Annotated in this window: 10 protein-coding genes; 6 read left to right on the top strand and 4 right to left on the bottom strand. The window is 60.5% G+C overall.

The features are described from left to right. The first annotated feature begins 59 nt into the window (after positions 1-59). Entirely contained in the window at positions 60-1868 is a 1809-nt protein-coding gene (locus tag DWU98_RS19585) for a tetratricopeptide repeat-containing sulfotransferase family protein (RefSeq protein WP_115497273.1), read from the top strand. Positions 1869-1900: 32 nt separating this feature from the next. Here DWU98_RS19585 and DWU98_RS19580 read toward each other — a convergent pair whose 3' ends face one another. Further along, positions 1901-3103: an aspartyl/asparaginyl beta-hydroxylase domain-containing protein gene (locus DWU98_RS19580; protein ID WP_115497272.1), complete on the bottom strand. Its 1203-nt coding sequence runs from the start codon at positions 3101-3103 to the stop codon at positions 1901-1903. Between the two features lie 166 nt (positions 3104-3269). Here DWU98_RS19580 and DWU98_RS19575 point away from each other — a divergent pair, with 166 nt between their 5' ends. The 3 genes from DWU98_RS19575 to DWU98_RS19565 all read left to right on the top strand — a co-directional run bounded on the left by DWU98_RS19575 (position 3270) and on the right by DWU98_RS19565 (position 6887). Next, positions 3270-4130 (top strand): UDP-2,3-diacylglucosamine diphosphatase, encoded by an 861-nt coding sequence (locus DWU98_RS19575; protein WP_115497271.1) that lies wholly within the window; start codon positions 3270-3272, stop codon positions 4128-4130. Positions 4131-4216: 86 nt separating this feature from the next. After that, complete coding sequence (gene grxD / locus DWU98_RS19570) at positions 4217-5143, top strand: Grx4 family monothiol glutaredoxin (protein ID WP_115497270.1); 927 nt, start codon at positions 4217-4219, stop codon at positions 5141-5143. 142 nt (positions 5144-5285) lie between these two features. After that, a complete protein-coding gene (locus tag DWU98_RS19565; RefSeq protein ID WP_115497269.1) occupies positions 5286-6887 on the top strand; it encodes a tetratricopeptide repeat-containing sulfotransferase family protein in 1602 nt (533 codons plus the stop codon). Between the two features lie 117 nt (positions 6888-7004). Here DWU98_RS19565 and DWU98_RS19560 read toward each other — a convergent pair whose 3' ends face one another. From DWU98_RS19560 to DWU98_RS19550, 3 genes are all read right to left on the bottom strand, one after another. Then, positions 7005-10193, bottom strand: coding sequence for a TonB-dependent receptor (locus DWU98_RS19560; protein ID WP_115497268.1), 3189 nt, complete (start codon positions 10191-10193; stop codon positions 7005-7007). Positions 10194-10551: 358 nt separating this feature from the next. Continuing rightward, the gene (locus tag DWU98_RS19555; protein ID WP_115497267.1) at positions 10552-13674 is read right to left on the bottom strand and encodes a TonB-dependent receptor; all 3123 of its coding nucleotides are present in this window, start codon (positions 13672-13674) and stop codon (positions 10552-10554) included. 321 nt (positions 13675-13995) lie between these two features. Continuing rightward, a complete protein-coding gene (locus tag DWU98_RS19550; protein ID WP_115497266.1) occupies positions 13996-14784 on the bottom strand; it encodes an AMP nucleosidase in 789 nt (262 codons plus the stop codon). Between the two features lie 360 nt (positions 14785-15144). Between DWU98_RS19550 and DWU98_RS19545 the strand changes: the two genes are divergently transcribed. After that, positions 15145-16089: a DegV family protein gene (locus DWU98_RS19545; protein WP_196239544.1), complete on the top strand. Its 945-nt coding sequence runs from the start codon at positions 15145-15147 to the stop codon at positions 16087-16089. A 34-nt stretch (positions 16090-16123) separates the two neighbouring features. Continuing rightward, on the top strand, positions 16124-16753 hold the full coding sequence (locus tag DWU98_RS19540) for a DUF4124 domain-containing protein (RefSeq protein ID WP_158545127.1): 630 nt from the start codon (positions 16124-16126) through the stop codon (positions 16751-16753). The last annotated feature ends 156 nt before the right edge of the window (positions 16754-16909 follow it).

Below are 16909 nucleotides of genomic sequence, written 5' to 3'. Positions count from 1 at the left end.
CAGGGTTGCAGAGCTTTGCCGCGCGATTGAATACGTCCCCTCCCACTGCAGAAGCCGCCATGCTCGCCGCCTTTCATCAAGGCGACATGGCCAGTGTGCTTGCGCTTAGCGAAGCGCTTCCAATGGACAGTGAAACAACCCTCTTGCTGCGCGCGCTGGCGTTGCGTGCGGAGAGTCGCCTGCACGAAGCGCTGCCGCTTTTGATCCGCTTGACACAACTGCGGCCGCATACCTTTGAATACTGGAACAACCTTGGCCTGGTGGCGCGTGAAGCGGGCGATACGGCAACCGCCCTCGCCGCTTTGCAACACGCGGTAGCGCTCGCCCCGCACAACGCGGATGTGCACTACAACCTCGGCCTGCTCCACCTGCAACAGAACAACGGCTTGGCTGCACGCGAATCCTTGCTCAATGCCGTGCAACGGTCACCCGATTTCGTCGAAGCGCGCCTGCAGGCCGCGCATGCCTGTCATATCTGCGGCGACAACGCTGGCGAAGAGGCCATGCTGGAAAACGCCGCGACGTGGCCACCGCAACCTGCCGAACAAGCACTGACGCTGGCCAGCATGCTAGCCACGCTGGGCCAGCGCGATAGCGCCATCCACACACTGGAACAGGCCATACTGCCGGACGAAGGCACCGCCGACCTCATGCGTCTGCGCATGACGGCGCTACGCGCTGCGCTATACGAGCGCGCCAACCAAGTCGATCTGGCCGAGGCCGAGCTTTCGCACTTGCGTTTGGACCAGCTGCCTTCACAACACACATCGCTCTGCTGTGCGGCATGGTTGGCGCACGCCGCGCTCGCCGCACGAGGTCATGACTGGCAACGTGCGGCAGAACTCTACGAACACATCATTGCCACTACCGACGATAGCGAGGTGCGCGCCCAGGCCGCCTTCGGCCTTGCTGCCGCGCTCGATAAGCAAGGGCAGCCTCATGCTGCCTGGCAGGCTTTGCAACACGCGCACGCGACTCAACTCACGCTTGCCAGCGCCATCGTGCCCGAATTGATGGCCCAAGACAGTCAGCCACTCGCCATGGCCGATCGATCCGTCACCCGCGCCGAACACGGCCGCTGGAAACCATTGAATCCGCCGCTCGATGCGCACAATCCGGTCTTCGTGGTGGGCTTTCCACGCTCCGGCACCACACTGCTGGAACAAATGCTGGATGCGCATCCGCACTTCTGCGCCATGGATGAACGCGCATTCGTGCACGCATTAACCGAGCGCATGGACCTTGCCGGGCAGCCCTATCCCGCCGCCCTGGCCGACCTCACGCAAACGGACGCCGAACAATTGCGCGCAGCCTACGCCTCGATGGTGCACAAGGTCGTGCCGGAACGCGGCACACGGCGATTGGTCGATAAAAATCCGCTCAACATGCTGTGCCTGCCGATGATCGCAAGGCTTTTTCCGCAAGCGCGCATCATCCTGTGCGTGCGCCACCCTTGCGACGTATTACTGAGCTGCCACATGCAATCGTTTCGCTCGCCGGCGTTCATGGTGATGTGCAGTTCACTGGAGCGGCTGGCACGCGGTTACGTGCGTGCATTTGAATACTGGTTCGATCAGGTGGACGTACTCGCGCCACGCGTATTGGAGTGGCGCTACGAATCGGTGGTCACGCGCTTTGAAGAAAATGTGCTGCGGCTGGGTCATTTTCTTGGCGTGGACGATGTATCACCCATGACACGATTTGCCGAGCATGCGCGTGGCAAGGCGTACATCAGCACGCCAAGCTATGCGCAAGTGACGCAAGGCATTCACGCGCGCGCAGTGCATCGCTGGCTTGCCTATCGAGAGATGTTCGAGCCGGTGTTGCCGATCGTGCGTCCGCTGATCGAGCGGCTTGGCTACGCGTGATGCTTTTTCGTGCTTGAAAAGATAAGCACGCGCTACGGCTCGCCTGCCGCGTTGAAATCGCCGATCGCCTCGACCAGCTCGGTCAAGGCAACACGCTCGATCTCAGTCAGGGCCGGATTCCAGCTATCCAGGATCAACACCACGCGCGTTTCTGCGCTGCGATTCCATGCTTCGTGCTCGAAAGTGTCGTCGAAGGTCACACAGCGGCCTTCCTGCCAGACATGTGTTTGGCCGCCTACGCGCAATGCGCAGTCGGGTGGCACGATCAATGGCAGGTGCGTCACCAGGCGCACGTTGGTCACGCCCGTGTGCGGCAGGATATGAGTGCCGGGGCTGAGCACGGAAAACAGCGTTTCGGGCGCATGATCGCGGATGCGCGTCAGCGGCAGGCTATCGAGCAATGCGGCGGTGCGTGGACAGGCTTGAGCATGTGCCGCATAGCGCTGGCCGTGACGCTGGAAGAAGTACGCATCCCATGCGGCCGGCTGCGGCCCGGTTGAATCCAGCATCGATGCCTGCCCCGGCGGCGGTGGCCCAAGAAACGCTTCCAAGCTCTGCGCCTGCGCCAGCACGCCATGCAGCTCTTCGCGTATCCATGCGGTGGCCGCTTCCAGCGCGTCCTGCCAAGGAAAGCGTTCTCGCGGGTAATAAGGTCGGTTGGGAATGCCAGGAAAGTAGAGGAATTTGGGCCGTTGGCGCGGATCGGTGATCTCGGCGGCGCGCTGACCCAGATAAGCCTCCAGGCAGTGCTGCACGCGCTGCAGCTCAGAAGCGCCATGCCGGTGCTGCAACGCTTCAAGGATGCGATGGAACCCCTCGATCCGTCCCGTATCGACATAGCCGATCGCATGTTTCACCGCCTCGCGAAGTGCGGGCGCGGTGGTGTCGTCATTGAGCCAGCGTCCTTGATTTTGCGCTGTACGCAATGCGCCGAAATAGGCAGTCAATGCCGCATGGGATTGTCCAAGTTGCTCCAGCGCCAACCCCAGCCGTAGCCGCTCTACGAACAAATCCGGCGCTTGGCTCAGGACATGCCGCAGTGTCTGCGCGGCAATGGAAAAATCCCCGGCCGCCAGTTGCGCCGCACCGAGCACCTGCAACGCCTCCACGTCATCGGGCGCTTCCTCCAGCACCTGCCGGAACAACGCCCCGGCCTGTTGCAGGTCGCCGCGCGCGAGGCACACGTGCGCGGCCTCACGCCATTGTGCGAGCGGCGTCGCGGCTGGCGTCGTCATGCATATTTTCTCCCTTCCCCCGGCTGTTATCGCATAGCTACCCGCGTTTTCCCACTTTTTCGAGGGAAAAAGCCGTCACGGCAACCTCCTTGCAACCATTTCGCCATCGCTCGGTGACGTTCCGGCGCCAGACTGTGGTCCCGGCAACCAACCGGGGAACGACGCCATGGCCATGCTTCGCTGCCGCAGCGCCTTCATCTCCGACGTGCATCTGGGCACGCCGGATTGCAAAGCCGCCTACCTGCTGGACTTCCTGCGCAACCTGCAGTGCCAGAAGCTTTATCTGGTGGGCGACATCATTGATCTGGAATCACTGAGCCGCCGCCGCTGGTGGCATCCGGACCACGGTACCGTGATCGCCGAAGTGCTGGACATGGCCCGGCGCGGCGTGGAAGTGACCTACATCCCCGGCAACCACGACTGCGCGCTGCGGGGGCTCGTGGGTCAATCCATCTGCGGCGTGCGCATCGAGCTGGACGCCATTCACACCGGTGCCGACGGCCGCCGCTATCGGGTGAGCCACGGCGATGAATACGACCCCGAGCAGATTGGCCGCAGCTGGATGCTGCATCTGGGCGAAGCGATGCACCGCTTCGTGTGCTGGGGCAACCGCCGCGTCAACGCCTGGCGCCGCCGCATGGCGATGCCGTATCTGCCGTTGTCGATCATCGTGAAATCGCACATCGGCAAGGCGCTGGCCTATATCCGCGCCTACGAGGAACGCGTCGCCGCCGGCGCGCGCGAGCACAACGTGGACGGCCACATCTGCGGCCACATCCACTTTGGCCAAGTGCGCACGATCGACGGCGTGGTGTACCTGAACGACGGCGACTGGGTCGAACACTGCACCGCGCTGGTGGAAGACGAATACGGCGCCATGGAGCTGATCCACTGGAGCGAACAGCCGACCGCGCTGGGCCACGCCAGCCGCGAGCTGGTGGAACCATCACCCATGGCGGCCTTGGCGCTGGCACCGCTGGCCCGGCGCAAGAAGCCTGAGCTGGAGGAGCTCAAACCCGCGGCCTAACGCTGCGACACGGGAAGGCTTGAAGCGGCGGCGCACGCCTCGATATATATCCGGCGTATCATTGTCCCTCTTTGCCGGAGCCCCTCATGTCCCTGGACACCGCCACCCGCGACCGTATCGAAACCCTGTTGAAAGACCACCGCGTGGTGCTGTTCATGAAGGGTACCCGCCAGCAACCCATGTGCGGCTTCTCCGCCACCGCCACCAATACGTTGAACGAGCTGCTGCCCGAATACCACACCGTCAACGTGCTGGAAGATTCGGAAATCCGTGAAGGCATCAAGGTGTTCGGCAACTGGCCGACCATTCCACAGTTGTATGTCGACGGCGAGTTGGTGGGCGGTGCCGACATCATCCGCCAGATGTACGGCAGCGGCGAGCTGCATCAGTTGTTTGGCGCCGCGGCACCGGATCGCACGCCGCCGGAAATCAGCATCACGGATAAAGCGGCCGACGCCATTCGCGCCGGCACGGCCAATGCCGAAGGCCTGGCACTGCATTTGGAGATCGGCCCGGATCACAGCGCCGGCTTCCAGCTCGCGCCCGCCAGTGAGCACGACATCGTCGTCACCGCCAACGGCATCGAGGTGCATTTCGACCCGGCCAGCGCGCAGCGCGCCAAGGGCATCGTGATCGACTGGGTCTCCACCATGCAGGGCGAGGGCCTCAGCCTGAAGTTTCCCGGCGCAGGCGGCGGCGTGCAGTCGATGAGCGTGCAGGAACTCAAGCATCGCCTTGCCGCCGGCAGCATCACGCTGATCGACACCCGCCCCGCCCAGGGCCGCGCCATCGCCCCGCCGCTGCCGCAGGCACGCGTGCTGGAAGAAGAAGGCTATCAGGCGCTCGCCAACCTGCCCAAAGACATGCCCATCGCCTTTATGTGCCATCACGGCGTTTCGAGCCGTGGCGTCGCCGAGCGTTTCGCGGCGCATGGGTTCACGCAGATCTACAGCGTGGACGGCGGCATCGATGCGTGGGCCGGTGAAATTGACAGCAGCGTTCCGCGCTACTGATTCATCGTCTTTCGCATGCAAAGGCCCCTGAAAATGGGGCCTTTTTTGTGCGTCGCGATCAAGTCGGTCCTGTCACGAAGGGAGCCGCTCATGTACTCTTTTTCCCTTGTTGCAGACATTTTTATCAGGGCAGTCGTCCACCATGACCCATGGAACTCACGCACCGGAAGACCGCGCCGCTGGCTTGTCGCCGTCGGCGCGTCGTTTGTTGGATGAAGCGGTCAAGGCATTGAGCCGTGGTCAGCCGGACGCTGCCGAGCGCACGCTGATCGGTGTCATGGCGATGGCACCGAAAAGTGCCGAAGCGCATCGTTTGCTAGGAATTTCGTCGCAGATGCGCGGCGACCCTGTCAAAGCGGCGGATGCATTTCGGCAAGCCGACACGCTTCGCCCGGATGACCCCGTCATCCTGATGAGCTACGGCATTTCGCTGTTCGAATGCGGCAAGGTGCAGGACGCCATCGGTGCATTTCGTCGCGCATGCGAACTAGCGCCCGACATGGCCTCCGCCTGGTACAACCTGGGCAAGGCACTGAAACTGCAATTGCATGCGGAGGAAGCGTGCCGTGTGTTTGAGCGCGCACTATCACTGGATCCCAGCCATGTCACCGCGCGCATCAGCTTGGCCGATACGTTTGTGCATCTGGGTGATATCGCTGCCGGCGCTGCGCACTATCGTGAAGTACTCAAGCGCCAGCCCGAACATGCCGGCGCCTGGTACGCCCTCGCCAATCTGAAAACCGAGCCCTTTAGCGAAGCGGACACCGCCTCGTTGCGTCGCGCGTTTCGTAAGCCGGGCCTATCTGCCGACGCGCGCGTGTCCCTTGGCTTTGCGCTCGCCAAAGCGCTTGAAGACCAGCGCCTTTACAGCGAAGCGTTTGAAGCACTGCGTGAAGCCAATACGCTGAAACGTCGCCAAGTGCTGTGGAATGCAAGGGAAGAGAACGCGAAGGTGGATGCCATCATGTCCGCGTTCGCCACCTCCCCGCCTGCACCGGTCGATCCAGCACTGGGTCGCGAGGCCATCCTCATTATCAGCTTGCCGCGCTCGGGCTCCACCTTGATCGAGCAGATCCTGGCTTCGCATCCGCAGGTGGAAGGTGCCAATGAAATTCTCGATCTGCCACAAGTCATCGAAGGCGAATCGCGCCGTCGCAAGCAACCCTTTCCGCAATGGGTCGCATCGGCTACCGCGGAAGATTGGGCGCGATTGGGGCGTGAATACCTCGACCGCACGGCACGCTGGCGGCAACAGCGTCCGCTCTTCACCGACAAGAACACCGTTACGTGGGAATTGGTCGGCGCCGCGCGAGCGATGCTGCCGGGTGCACGTATCGTGAACGTACATCGCGACCCGCTGGAAACCTGCCTGGCCTGTTATCGCCAGCTTTTCAGCACGGGTTCGCACTTTAGCTACGACCTCGACGACATGGCGAGCTACTACCTGGATTTCGCCAGGCTCAGCCGTTACTGGCTGCAACGCTATCCGGGACAGGTGCTCGATTTCTCCTATGAAGCGTTGCTCGCCGATCCTGAGACCCAAACGCGGCGCTTGCTGGACTTCTGTGGCCTGAGCTTCGATCCGGCGTGCCTCGACTTCCATAAGACATCACGCGTCGTGTTGAGCACCGCCAGCGCCGCGCAGGTACGCCAGCCACTGCGCAAGGACACCGCGCGCGCGATGCGCTACGAAACGCAGTTGGCGCCGCTGCGCGCGCGCCTCACGCAGGACCAGCAAGACTGATTGCGTCCACCGACGTGCGCCCAAACAAAAAGCCGCCGATGATCCGGCGGCTTTTTGGTGTTGTGAAGTAACGATCGAGGCAGCTGGCGAACCAACTGCCTCGGTTTGCGTAACGGCTTACCAGTCGTAGGTGATACCGAACTGGACGGTACGCGGCTGCTCCACGGCGGCAAAAGCGGCCGGTTCCACCACACCCGATTTGTATAGCGGGCTCGGACCGGTCGTGCTGCCATAGTCGGATACGTACTGCGTGATTTTCTGCTCGTTGGTGATGTTGCGGACCTGCACCTGGAACGCCAGCTTCTTGGCCGCCCATTCCGGACGATATTGCAGAGCCAGATCCAACGTATGGATCCACGGCGTGAAGCCCGTCGAACCCGTCGGCGTGGGCACGCCTCCGCACCAGTGATAGTTACCCGGACCGTAAGCCAGACCCGGGTTGCTCTGGTCCGGACCGTACAGACCCAAACAGGACACCGGCGTACCGGAAGCCAGCGTCAGCACCGCGCTGAGTGACCACTCCGGCGTAAAGGCGTAGGTACCGTAGCCCTTCAGCACATGCTTGCGGTTGTTGGCTTCCAGACCATTGGCGTAGGACATGATCGCCGTGTAGTCCCACTGTTCCGTCGCCGACTGCGAGGAACCGCCCTGGCCGATGTTCGACTGCACCGGACCTTCGGAGGTGCCGTAGCTCTTCGAATACACGTAGTCCAGCTTGGCCGTCCATTTGCCGTCCCAGGTATGCTCGATGAAGCTTTCCAACGAGTAGTAGTGACGGAACGCAGCCGGGAAGCCAAGCATGCTCGGCGAGACCGTCGCATAACTGTAGCCGCCGTTGAGGTTCTTGATCTTGTACTGCTCGGTGGCGCCCGGATTGATCAGGATGCTGGCGTTGACGTACATGCTGGGGCCGCAATCGGCACCGGCGTTCGGCGCTGCATTGAGCAGGCCGGGGTTCTGAGCCAGCAACGCGGTACAGATGGCGAGCGGACCCTCACCCGTATCGTCGATCAGGCTTTCCAACTTGGTCCACGTAGCCGTCACACCGTAGTCCCAGTTCGGCGCGAACTGGTGCTGGAAGCCCAGCACGAACGAGTCCTGATACGACGCCTTCAGGTTCGCTGCAGCCACCGTAGAGGGATCGAGCGGCTCGCCGTATTCGTTGTTCACCGACACCGGAACACCGGCGCCGCAGGTCTGGCCGCAGGAATAAATCGGGGTCAGGCCGGTAGGAATACCCGTCGGGGTAACGCCCGTGTAGGTGTAGTACTGGCTGGTGAAGGTAGAAGCCGAAGCTTCACGCAAAGCCACGCCGGTCGGCAGCGCCATGTAATAGCGGCCGGCATTGCCGAACAACTTCATGGTGGAGTCGCCCATGATGTCCCAGCTGAAGCCCAGGCGAGGCGCCCACTGCGGCTTATGCAGGTTTACATACGGTTCGCCGTCCGGGTTGTAGTTGGTGAACTGGTCGTTACGCAGGCCGAGGTTCAACAGCAGGTTAGGCGTAACCTGCCACGTATCCTTGATGTACTGCGCATACTGCTTCACCGCTACCGAGGTGCTGGTGATGAAGACCGTCTTCGTTACATAGTCCGCACCCGCAATCGGGGCAACGTACGGCGCTACACCGGGGGTGCTACCGGCGATCGGCGTTCCCGCCTTGGCGGTGTTCTCATACACCCACTGATAGCCCGGCCCAGTCGGGAGCGAGCCGTCTTCTTTGTCAGTCGTGGTCTGGTTGTCCAGACCCGCCTGCAACGTATGGTCACCCAGCTTGTAGGTCAGGTCGAAGCGGAAGTTGACTTCCGATGACTTGTGGGCCGGATTGGATGCCAGGGCATTTACCTGCGCGTTGGAGTACCCCGCACCGCCATTGGGCGTTGCGCCATTGACAGACTGGAAGCTGGGATTGGCGATATTGGGAAGGTCCGCATTTCCCGCGGCGCCAGGCGTGTTGGTGTAGTACGTGCCATCCAGCTTGCCGATCATTGCATTCAAGGTCAGGTCGTCGGTGATATACGACGTGAACTTGAGGACGTTGATGCTGAAGCTATTCTTGAACGACTGCTGATATCCCGCCAAGTCACCTTCAGTCTTGGTGTCGTAGTCGTAGTTGTAATACGGGCCACTGTACGACTCGGTGTTCTTGATGCTGGTCAACGACAAGGTGTTCGAGTCGGTGATATTCCAGTCCAACTTGGCGTAGTACTTCGGGTCGGAGTAGCTGTTCTGATACTCGTACGGCGAGCTGACCACATCGACGTTATCTTGCTCTTTATGGTCAGCTTCGGCTGCCAGGAAGAAGAACAGTCTGTCTTTGATCAGCGGGCCACCGACGTAGGCGTCGTAGACCTGCTCCCACTGAGAGTTGCCGTTGCGATAATCAAGCAACGTACCGGGGGTCACATTGCCCAGGTTGTTGGCTGCGGCAACACTCGGGGTGATGGCAGGGTTGGCGTAGTAGAGATTGCCCTGGTTACCTTGCAGCCCCGACGGCGTAAAGAACATGGCGCCACCGAAGTGCCAGGTGTTCGTGCCGCTGGCACCGACCTGGCTGATTACGCCACCGGTCGAGCGGCCGTATTCAGGACCATAACCGTTGGTGAGCGTTTCTTGCTGAGCAATCGCGCCATACGGCAGCGTGATACCACCGGAGTCAGACAGCGGATCGGTGGTGTTGAAACCGTTGATGTAGTACGCGTTTTCAACCACCGACGAACCACCGAACGAAAGCAGCGGTTCACCGGTCGGACCGTTACCGAGCGCCGTGGCACCCTGCACGGTGCCGGGTGCCAGCAACGCGATGGCCGCACCGGTACGTGCCAGCGGCAGATTCTTCAACTGTTCGGCGGTAATAACGGTGCTTTCCTGCGTCGACGTCACGTCGATCGGCGGAATGGCATTGGCCGTCACCATCACCGAAGACAGGTTCTGCGCATTAGTACTGGTAGCTCCGGCTGCGGCGACGAAGTCGACCGCCACGGATTTAGCGGCAAGCGCGGTGACGTTTTGCTTGGTTTGAACGTTCTGACCGTTCTGGATCAGCGTAACGGTGTACACACCGACCGGCAGCGTGAGGCTGTAACGGCCGCTCTTGTCGACCGGAACGGTGCGGTTGAAACCCGAACCACCGACAACCTGCACGGTTTCGCCGCTGGCGACCGGCGCCTGGCCGAAAATGGTGCCTGTGGTCGCCTGCGCAAAAACCTGGCTGGAAAAGCCGAAGCCCACGGCGACGGCCACTGCCAGCGCAGTGTGACGCACCGGTATCCCATTCGGTGCAGAAACAAACTTCCTAATGCTCATTGGATGCTCCCCGGTAGCATGAAAACGAAAGATTTCAAAATCATGCGCAACCACCCGCCTCGGGACCCGATTCCGAAGCAAGCTCCCTGCGCCAATCGCTTTTTCTCCCTGACCCCTACAAATAGCTTGGCTGGAGGTTTAACTCCCCTTTAGCAATTCGCTCATGGAAGCTACGCGAAGGGGTAACAGAAAGTCAACAGTAATAACCCATAATTCGTCGAGATATTTTGCGATTCTTGGTATTGGAAAACAAAAAACCCCGCGTTCCTGGAACGCGGGGCTTAACAACCTGGGAGTCGCTGGATAATCAGCGACTCCTATTGAGCGAAGCGGCCGGTCGGCCACTTCGCACTACTCCTTACCAATCGTAGGTCACACCAAGCTGGACCGTACGCGGTGCTTCCATGGCGGCAATGCCGTCGGCCTGGATGGTCGGGGTCCTGTACAACGGGTTCGGTGCGGCGCTTAAGCCGTATTCGCCGTCATACTGGGTAACCTTTTGCTCATTGGTGATATTGCGAACCTGCAGCTGGAAGGCCAGCTTCTTCTCGGCCCACAGCGGGCGGTACTGCAGCGCGAGATCGAGCGTGTGGATCCAAGGCGTGAAGCCCGTGCTGCCTGACGGGGCCGGGTTGCCACCGCACCAATGGTAGGCACCGCTACTGTAAATCGCGTAACCGATCGGGTCGGTCTGGGCCGGACCGTAGTAGCCCAAGCATTCGATGGGTGTGCCGGAAGCCAGGGTAACCACGGCACTGATCGACCACTCGGGCAGGAACTGGTAGGTACCGTAGCCCTTCAGCACGTGCTTGCGGCTGTTGGACTGCAGGCCGTTGGAGTACTGCATCAGCTGGCTGAAGTCCCACTGCTCGGTAATGGACTGCGAGGTGCCGCCCTGGCCAATACCCGAATCCGTCGGACCTTCCGTCGTGCCGTAGCTCTTGGAATAGACGTAATCCAGCTTGGCCGTCCATTTACCATCCCACGTGTGCTCCAGGAAGGTTTCCAGCGAATAGTAGTTGCGGTACGCACGCGGGAAGCCCAGTTGCGACGGCGACACCGAGCCGTACACGTAACCACCGGCAGGGTTGATGATCTTGAAGTCGTTCGTATTACCCGGGTTGATCAGGAGACTGCCGTTGACGTCCAGATTGCAGGTACCGGTGTAGGGACCGAGCTGCGGATTCTCTTCCGTCACGATTTGGCAAATCGTGCTCGGACCTTCTGCCGTATCGTCGATGATGCGGCCGAGCTTGGTGCGGGTCACCGTCACGCCGTAATCCCAATTCGGAGCAAACTGATGCTGGAAGCCCAGCACGTACGAATCCTGGTATTCCGGCTTGAGGTTTTGCGCTGCGATGGTGGACGGATCCAGCGTCTGACCGAACTCATTGTTGGCCGAAGTGGGAACACCAGGACCGCAAACACCACCCTGCCCGCACGAGTAGATCGGGGTCAGACCCGTCGGAATACCAGTCGACGTCATGCCCGAGTACGTATACCACTGGTTGGTGTAAAGCGACGCAGCGGCTTCACGCACAGCCACACCACTTGGGATGGCGAGATAGTAACGGCCGGCGTTGCCGAACAACTTCATGGTGGAATCGCCGAGGATGTCCCAGCTGAAGCCCAGGCGCGGCGCCCATTGCGGCTTGGTTTCGTTGATATAGGCAACGCCCTGGGCGTTGTCGTTGACGAACGTATCGTTACGCAGACCGAGGTTCAGCAGCAGGTTCGGCGTTGCCTGCCACGTATCCTTGATGTACTGGGCGCGCTGCGTCACCTGCACGGTCGCGCTGGTGTTGTACACCACCTTGCTGACGTAATAGTTCGAGCCTGGCGGGCCCACGTACGGAGAGCCCTCAAGCGGCGCAGACGGGTTCTGCACGGTGCCATATTCCCAGTAGTAGCCGGGACCGGTGGTGCTTGAACCATCTTCGATATCGCGCGACGTCTGGTTATCGATACCGACTTGCAACGTGTGGTCGCCCAGCTTGTAGGTCAGGTCGAAACGAAGATTGGTTTCTTCCGACCGATGAGCAGGATTGTTGACCGTCGCATAGGTCTGGTTGGTTACGCAGTTCAGGGCCGCGCAGAATGCTGGATTCTCGAACTGCTGATTAGTGATCGCCGGATCGTCGGACGAACCCACGCCCGGGATGGCAGTGAAGTAATGACCATCCATCTTGCCGATCATGGCATTCAGCGTCAGATCGTCGGTGATGTACGACGTGAACTTGCCGATCCAGATGTTGAAGGAGTTCTTTTGCGACGTATTCGGTCCCTGGTAACCGGTCACCGAGTGGTTGTCGTAGTCGTAGTCGTAAATGTTGCCGTTGTACTGGTACGTGTTCTTGATATCAGTGAACGACAGGATGTTGGAGTCTGTGATGTTCCAATCGACCTTCGCGTAGTACTTCGGATTGGAGTAATGATTGGTGTACGCGTTCGGCTGTGTGGTCGGGCCAACGGTGTCCGTCGAAGTACGGTCGGCTTCCGCCGCCAGGAAGAAGAACAGCTTGTCCTTGATCAGCGGGCCGCCAACATAAGCGTCGTAAATCTGCTGCCAGGAAGTATTCTTGTTGCGGTACTGGTACTGGCTACCGATCTGGGACGGAATCGACGGGTTGTCGAAATACAGGTTCTGCTGCGTACCCTGCACGTCTTGCGGCTGCCAGAAGACGGCGCCACCGAAATGCCACGTGTTGGTGCCGCTGGCACCGACCTGGCTGATCACGCCGCCGGTCGAGCGACCATATTCAGGGCCGTAACCATTGGTGAGCGTTTCCTGCTGTGCAATCGCGCCGTATGGCAGCGTGATACCGCCTTCATTGGCGATCGGATCGGACGTATTGAAGCCGTTGATGTAGTAGGCGTTCTCCGCAACCGATGAACCACCGAACGAAACCAATGGCTCGCCCGTCGGGCCATTACCGAGGTTGGTGGAACCTTGAACTGTGCCTGGAGCCAGCAGCGCAATGGCGGCGCCGGTGCGCGCCAGCGGCAGATTCTTCAGCTGCTCGGAGGTGATAACGGTGCTTTCCTGCGTCGACGTCACGTCGATCGGCGGAATGGCATTGGCCGTCACCATCACCGAAGACAAGTTCTGCGTATTGGAGGCGTTCGCGCCACCGGCAGCAACGAAGTCGACCGCTACCGCTTTAGCGGCCAGTGCGGTGACGTTTTGTTTGGTTTGAATGCTCTGGCCGTTTTGAATCAGCGTGACGGTATACGAACCCACCGGCAGCGTAACGCTGTAACGACCGCTTTTATCGACCGGAATGGTGCGGTTGAAACCCGAACCACCAACAACTTGCACGGTTTCGCCACTGGCGACGGGCGCCTGGCCGAAAATCGTACCCGTGGTGGCCTGCGCCAACACGTGCCCTGAAAACCCGAAGCCGATGGCAACGGCAACAGCCAGCGCGGTGTGACGCACGGGCATCCTGTTCGATACGGACACAACCTTTTTATTGCTCATTTGATGCTCCCCAGCAGCGAAAAATCCGTAGTTTTTGAATCGTCAAAACAGTCCCCTACCCAGCCAGGTCAACCTGGTTAGTCAAGTAAACTGACGATTGTTTCTAACCCCATTCCCTCAAATTGCTCGGACCGCAAGTGCTTAACGGCTCATTAGCAAATTGTTACCAATGAAATTAAGGGCTCTTGCAGCTGGAAGTCAACGACAAAAACTTACGAATAATCGTAAGAAATTACAAGGCTCGTGGTTTTCGCCCCTTCCCCCGTCAGCCCCATGCAAGCCTGCACCTCACAAAATGATCACTTCTGTGAGGGTGTCCAATCACTCCCCCGGCTCATCCTCAAACCGAAGATGCTTCACGCTGCGTCCATTCCGCCGCACCAATTTCAGTGCCTCGATGCCAATGCGGATATGCGCTTCCACGTATTGCGTGGTGACGCTGCGATCACTGAGTTCGGTTTTCACCCCTTCCGGAATCATGGGCTGATCGGACACCAGCAACAACGCACCGCAAGGGATGTGATTGGCGAAACCGGCCGCGAAGATCGTCGCCGTTTCCATATCCACCGCCATGCAGCGTGTGCGGCGCAGATAATCCTTGAACGTTTCGTCGTGTTCCCACACGCGACGGTTGGTGGTGTAGACGGTGCCCGTCCAGTAGTCGTGGCCCAGGTCGCGGATCATGGTGGACACACCACGCTGCAGTTGGAACGCCGGTAATGCAGGCACCTCCGGCGGCAGATAATCGTTGCTGGTGCCTTCACCGCGAATGGCGGCGATCGGCAAGATCAAATCGCCTAGCTGATTCTTCTTTTTCACGCCACCGCATTTACCCAGAAAGAGCACTGCGCTGGGCTGTACCGCACTGAGTAAATCCATCACGGTGGCCGCATTAGGGCTACCCATGCCGAAGTTGATCAGCGTGATGTCGTCGGCCGTGGCGCTAGGCATGGGACGGTCGCGCCCTTGCACTTCCACGCCATGCCACTGTGCGAACAGATCGACGTAATGACCGAAGTTGGTGAGCAGGATATGGCTGCCAAATTGATCGAGCGACACACCGGTGTAGCGGGGCAACCAATTGGTGACGATTTCGTGTTTTGTTTTCATTGAAGCACTCGTATACGGCACGACTAGCCCTCGCCGTGCATGACCGGCGACGCCACGCCGGCAGGATGCCAAGTCTCAAGTGTGCTCATCTTAGGGCCTGTGGCCCTTCGTTACCCCTTCCTGAGGCATCGGTGAGCGGCCTCGCCTAGCTTTCTTGCACCTGAGAGGGGCTGGCTACGGTCACCACGGGTTCGTCAACGCCAACCGAAGCGGCCCCAATCGCCGTGCACGTCACCGCCATTGACCGAAGGCTCACGGACCGGCATGCCGCTCGGGGGCCGCCACCGGCGCATCACGACAGTGCGCTTAGGCGGCCGCGTGCTATGTTGATCTCGCACCGTGATGAGAGGGAGTCAGACCATGCGCATGGGCTTGGCCATCGATGCTTCCTGCGATTTGCCGCAGGATTTCCTGCAACAACATGGCATCGCCGTGATGCCTATCGCCGTGCGCGTCGATAAAGCCAGCTTCAAGGACAATCGCGATCCGGCCGAGATCGCGCGCTTTCTCAACCTCAAGCTGGGCAGCCGCAGCCATTCTGCGGAAACCGAACCATGCTCGGTCGAAGACGTGCAGAAGTTGTTCCTGGAACAGCTGGTGCTGGAAAACGACTGCGTGTTCTGCCTCACCATCACCGCCACGCGCAGCCCCATCTACGACAATGTCGTCAAAGCGAGCTTTGCGGTACTGAAAAATTACCGCGGCGTGCGCGAGCCGGCAGGCATCACCGGCCCCTTTCTAATGCGCATACTGGATACGCGCAGCCTGTTCGCAGGTTCCGCGCCCTGCGTGGTAGAAGCCGTACGGCTGATCCAGGCCAATGAAACGCCCGCCGCCATCCGCGAACGGCTGGCCTATATCGCTGAGAACTCGTACGGCTACATGCTTCCGCGCGACCTGTATTACCTGCGTGCCCGCGCCAAGAAAAAAGGCGACCGCAGCGTCGGGCTGCTTAGCGCGGTGCTTGGTTCCACGCTGGACATCAAACCGCTGCTACGCGGCTACCGTGGCGATACCACGCCGGTGGGCAAGGTTCGCGGCTGGGAACACGGTTGCGAAACCCTGTTCTCCTATGCGGCCGATCGTGTGCGCGCCGGCCTCTTGGTGCCGGTGATGTGTACGGCTTACGGCGGCGATCTGGCCGAACTGGCAACGCTGCCCGGCTACGACAAGCTGGCCCAGGCCTGCGCGGAGTACAACGTCACGCTGATGCAGGCGCCGATGAGCATCACCGGCATGGTCAACGTGGGCGAAGGCGCCGTCTGCATCGGGTTCGCCGCCGAAGAACATGCCGTGGAATTCTGACGCTCTACCTCCTCCGCGGCATAAGATCACCGACATGACCCGCGCCAGCCTCCACCTGCTGCTTCCGGGCGCCGTGCTGTTCGCACTGGCGCTGCAGATACATGCGCCGCCAGCGCGCGCCGATACGCTCACCGTCTACAAATGCCGCACCCCCCAAGGGCAGGTGATTTTCCAAGGCACCCCGTGCGCACGCGGTCAACAACAGCAAACCATGGAAGTGGATGCCGACGCATCGGAGGCCTCACCACCGCCGGCGCCATCCACGCCCACACCACAGACACCTCAAGCCATGGCGATGGCACCGCCGCCACCGCCTACGCCACCCACCACGCTATACCGTTGCGTACGCGCCACCGATCAAACCACCTACGAAAGCCACGACGGCAATCCGCAACCTTATTACGCACCGTTGGCGATGACCGGCATCGTTCCCACGCCGCTGGGTCACATCACACCCGGTCTCAAGGCCAACGCAGCGATGGTCGCCAGCCATTACGTACTCGTGCAGGATCACTGCGCACCCATGACGGTGCACGACACCTGTGCCTCATTGCGCGACCAATATGACGAGAACGAGCGCAACCTGTCGCGCGCCTTCAAGAGCGATCAACCGCCGCTGCTTGAGCGCGAAAAGGAACTGCTCGGCCAGCTCAGTCATTGCTGAGCAAGCGCTGCGGTTTATGACTTGTCCGATATTCCGCTGAAGCGTTGATCGCCAGCGCAGCTTGAGAGCGGACGCGTGACCTGACGATCACCATCACTTCCGGTTTTCTGTCACCCGGCATCGCACTTCGCCGATAACGATCTACCGCACTACCGA

Source organism: Dyella monticola (assembly GCF_003363155.1).
In the GTDB taxonomy this organism is placed as follows: Bacteria; Pseudomonadota; Gammaproteobacteria; order Xanthomonadales; family Rhodanobacteraceae; genus Dyella_B; species Dyella_B monticola.
This window is presented reverse-complemented; position numbering and strand designations above follow the sequence as displayed.

Coding starts and splice junctions, on each gene's coding strand:
- DWU98_RS19565 (WP_115497269.1), top strand. CDS start 5,286: ATGACCCATGGAACTCACGCACCGGAAGACCGCGCCGCTGGCTTGTCG.
- grxD (WP_115497270.1), top strand. CDS start 4,217: ATGTCCCTGGACACCGCCACCCGCGACCGTATCGAAACCCTGTTGAAA.
- DWU98_RS19580 (WP_115497272.1), bottom strand. CDS start 3,103: ATGACGACGCCAGCCGCGACGCCGCTCGCACAATGGCGTGAGGCCGCG.
- DWU98_RS19575 (WP_115497271.1), top strand. CDS start 3,270: ATGGCCATGCTTCGCTGCCGCAGCGCCTTCATCTCCGACGTGCATCTG.
- DWU98_RS19560 (WP_115497268.1), bottom strand. CDS start 10,193: ATGAGCATTAGGAAGTTTGTTTCTGCACCGAATGGGATACCGGTGCGT.
- DWU98_RS19555 (WP_115497267.1), bottom strand. CDS start 13,674: ATGAGCAATAAAAAGGTTGTGTCCGTATCGAACAGGATGCCCGTGCGT.
- DWU98_RS19585 (WP_115497273.1), top strand. CDS start 60: ATGCTCGCCGCCTTTCATCAAGGCGACATGGCCAGTGTGCTTGCGCTT.
- DWU98_RS19550 (WP_115497266.1), bottom strand. CDS start 14,784: ATGAAAACAAAACACGAAATCGTCACCAATTGGTTGCCCCGCTACACC.
- DWU98_RS19540 (WP_158545127.1), top strand. CDS start 16,124: ATGACCCGCGCCAGCCTCCACCTGCTGCTTCCGGGCGCCGTGCTGTTC.
- DWU98_RS19545 (WP_196239544.1), top strand. CDS start 15,145: ATGCGCATGGGCTTGGCCATCGATGCTTCCTGCGATTTGCCGCAGGAT.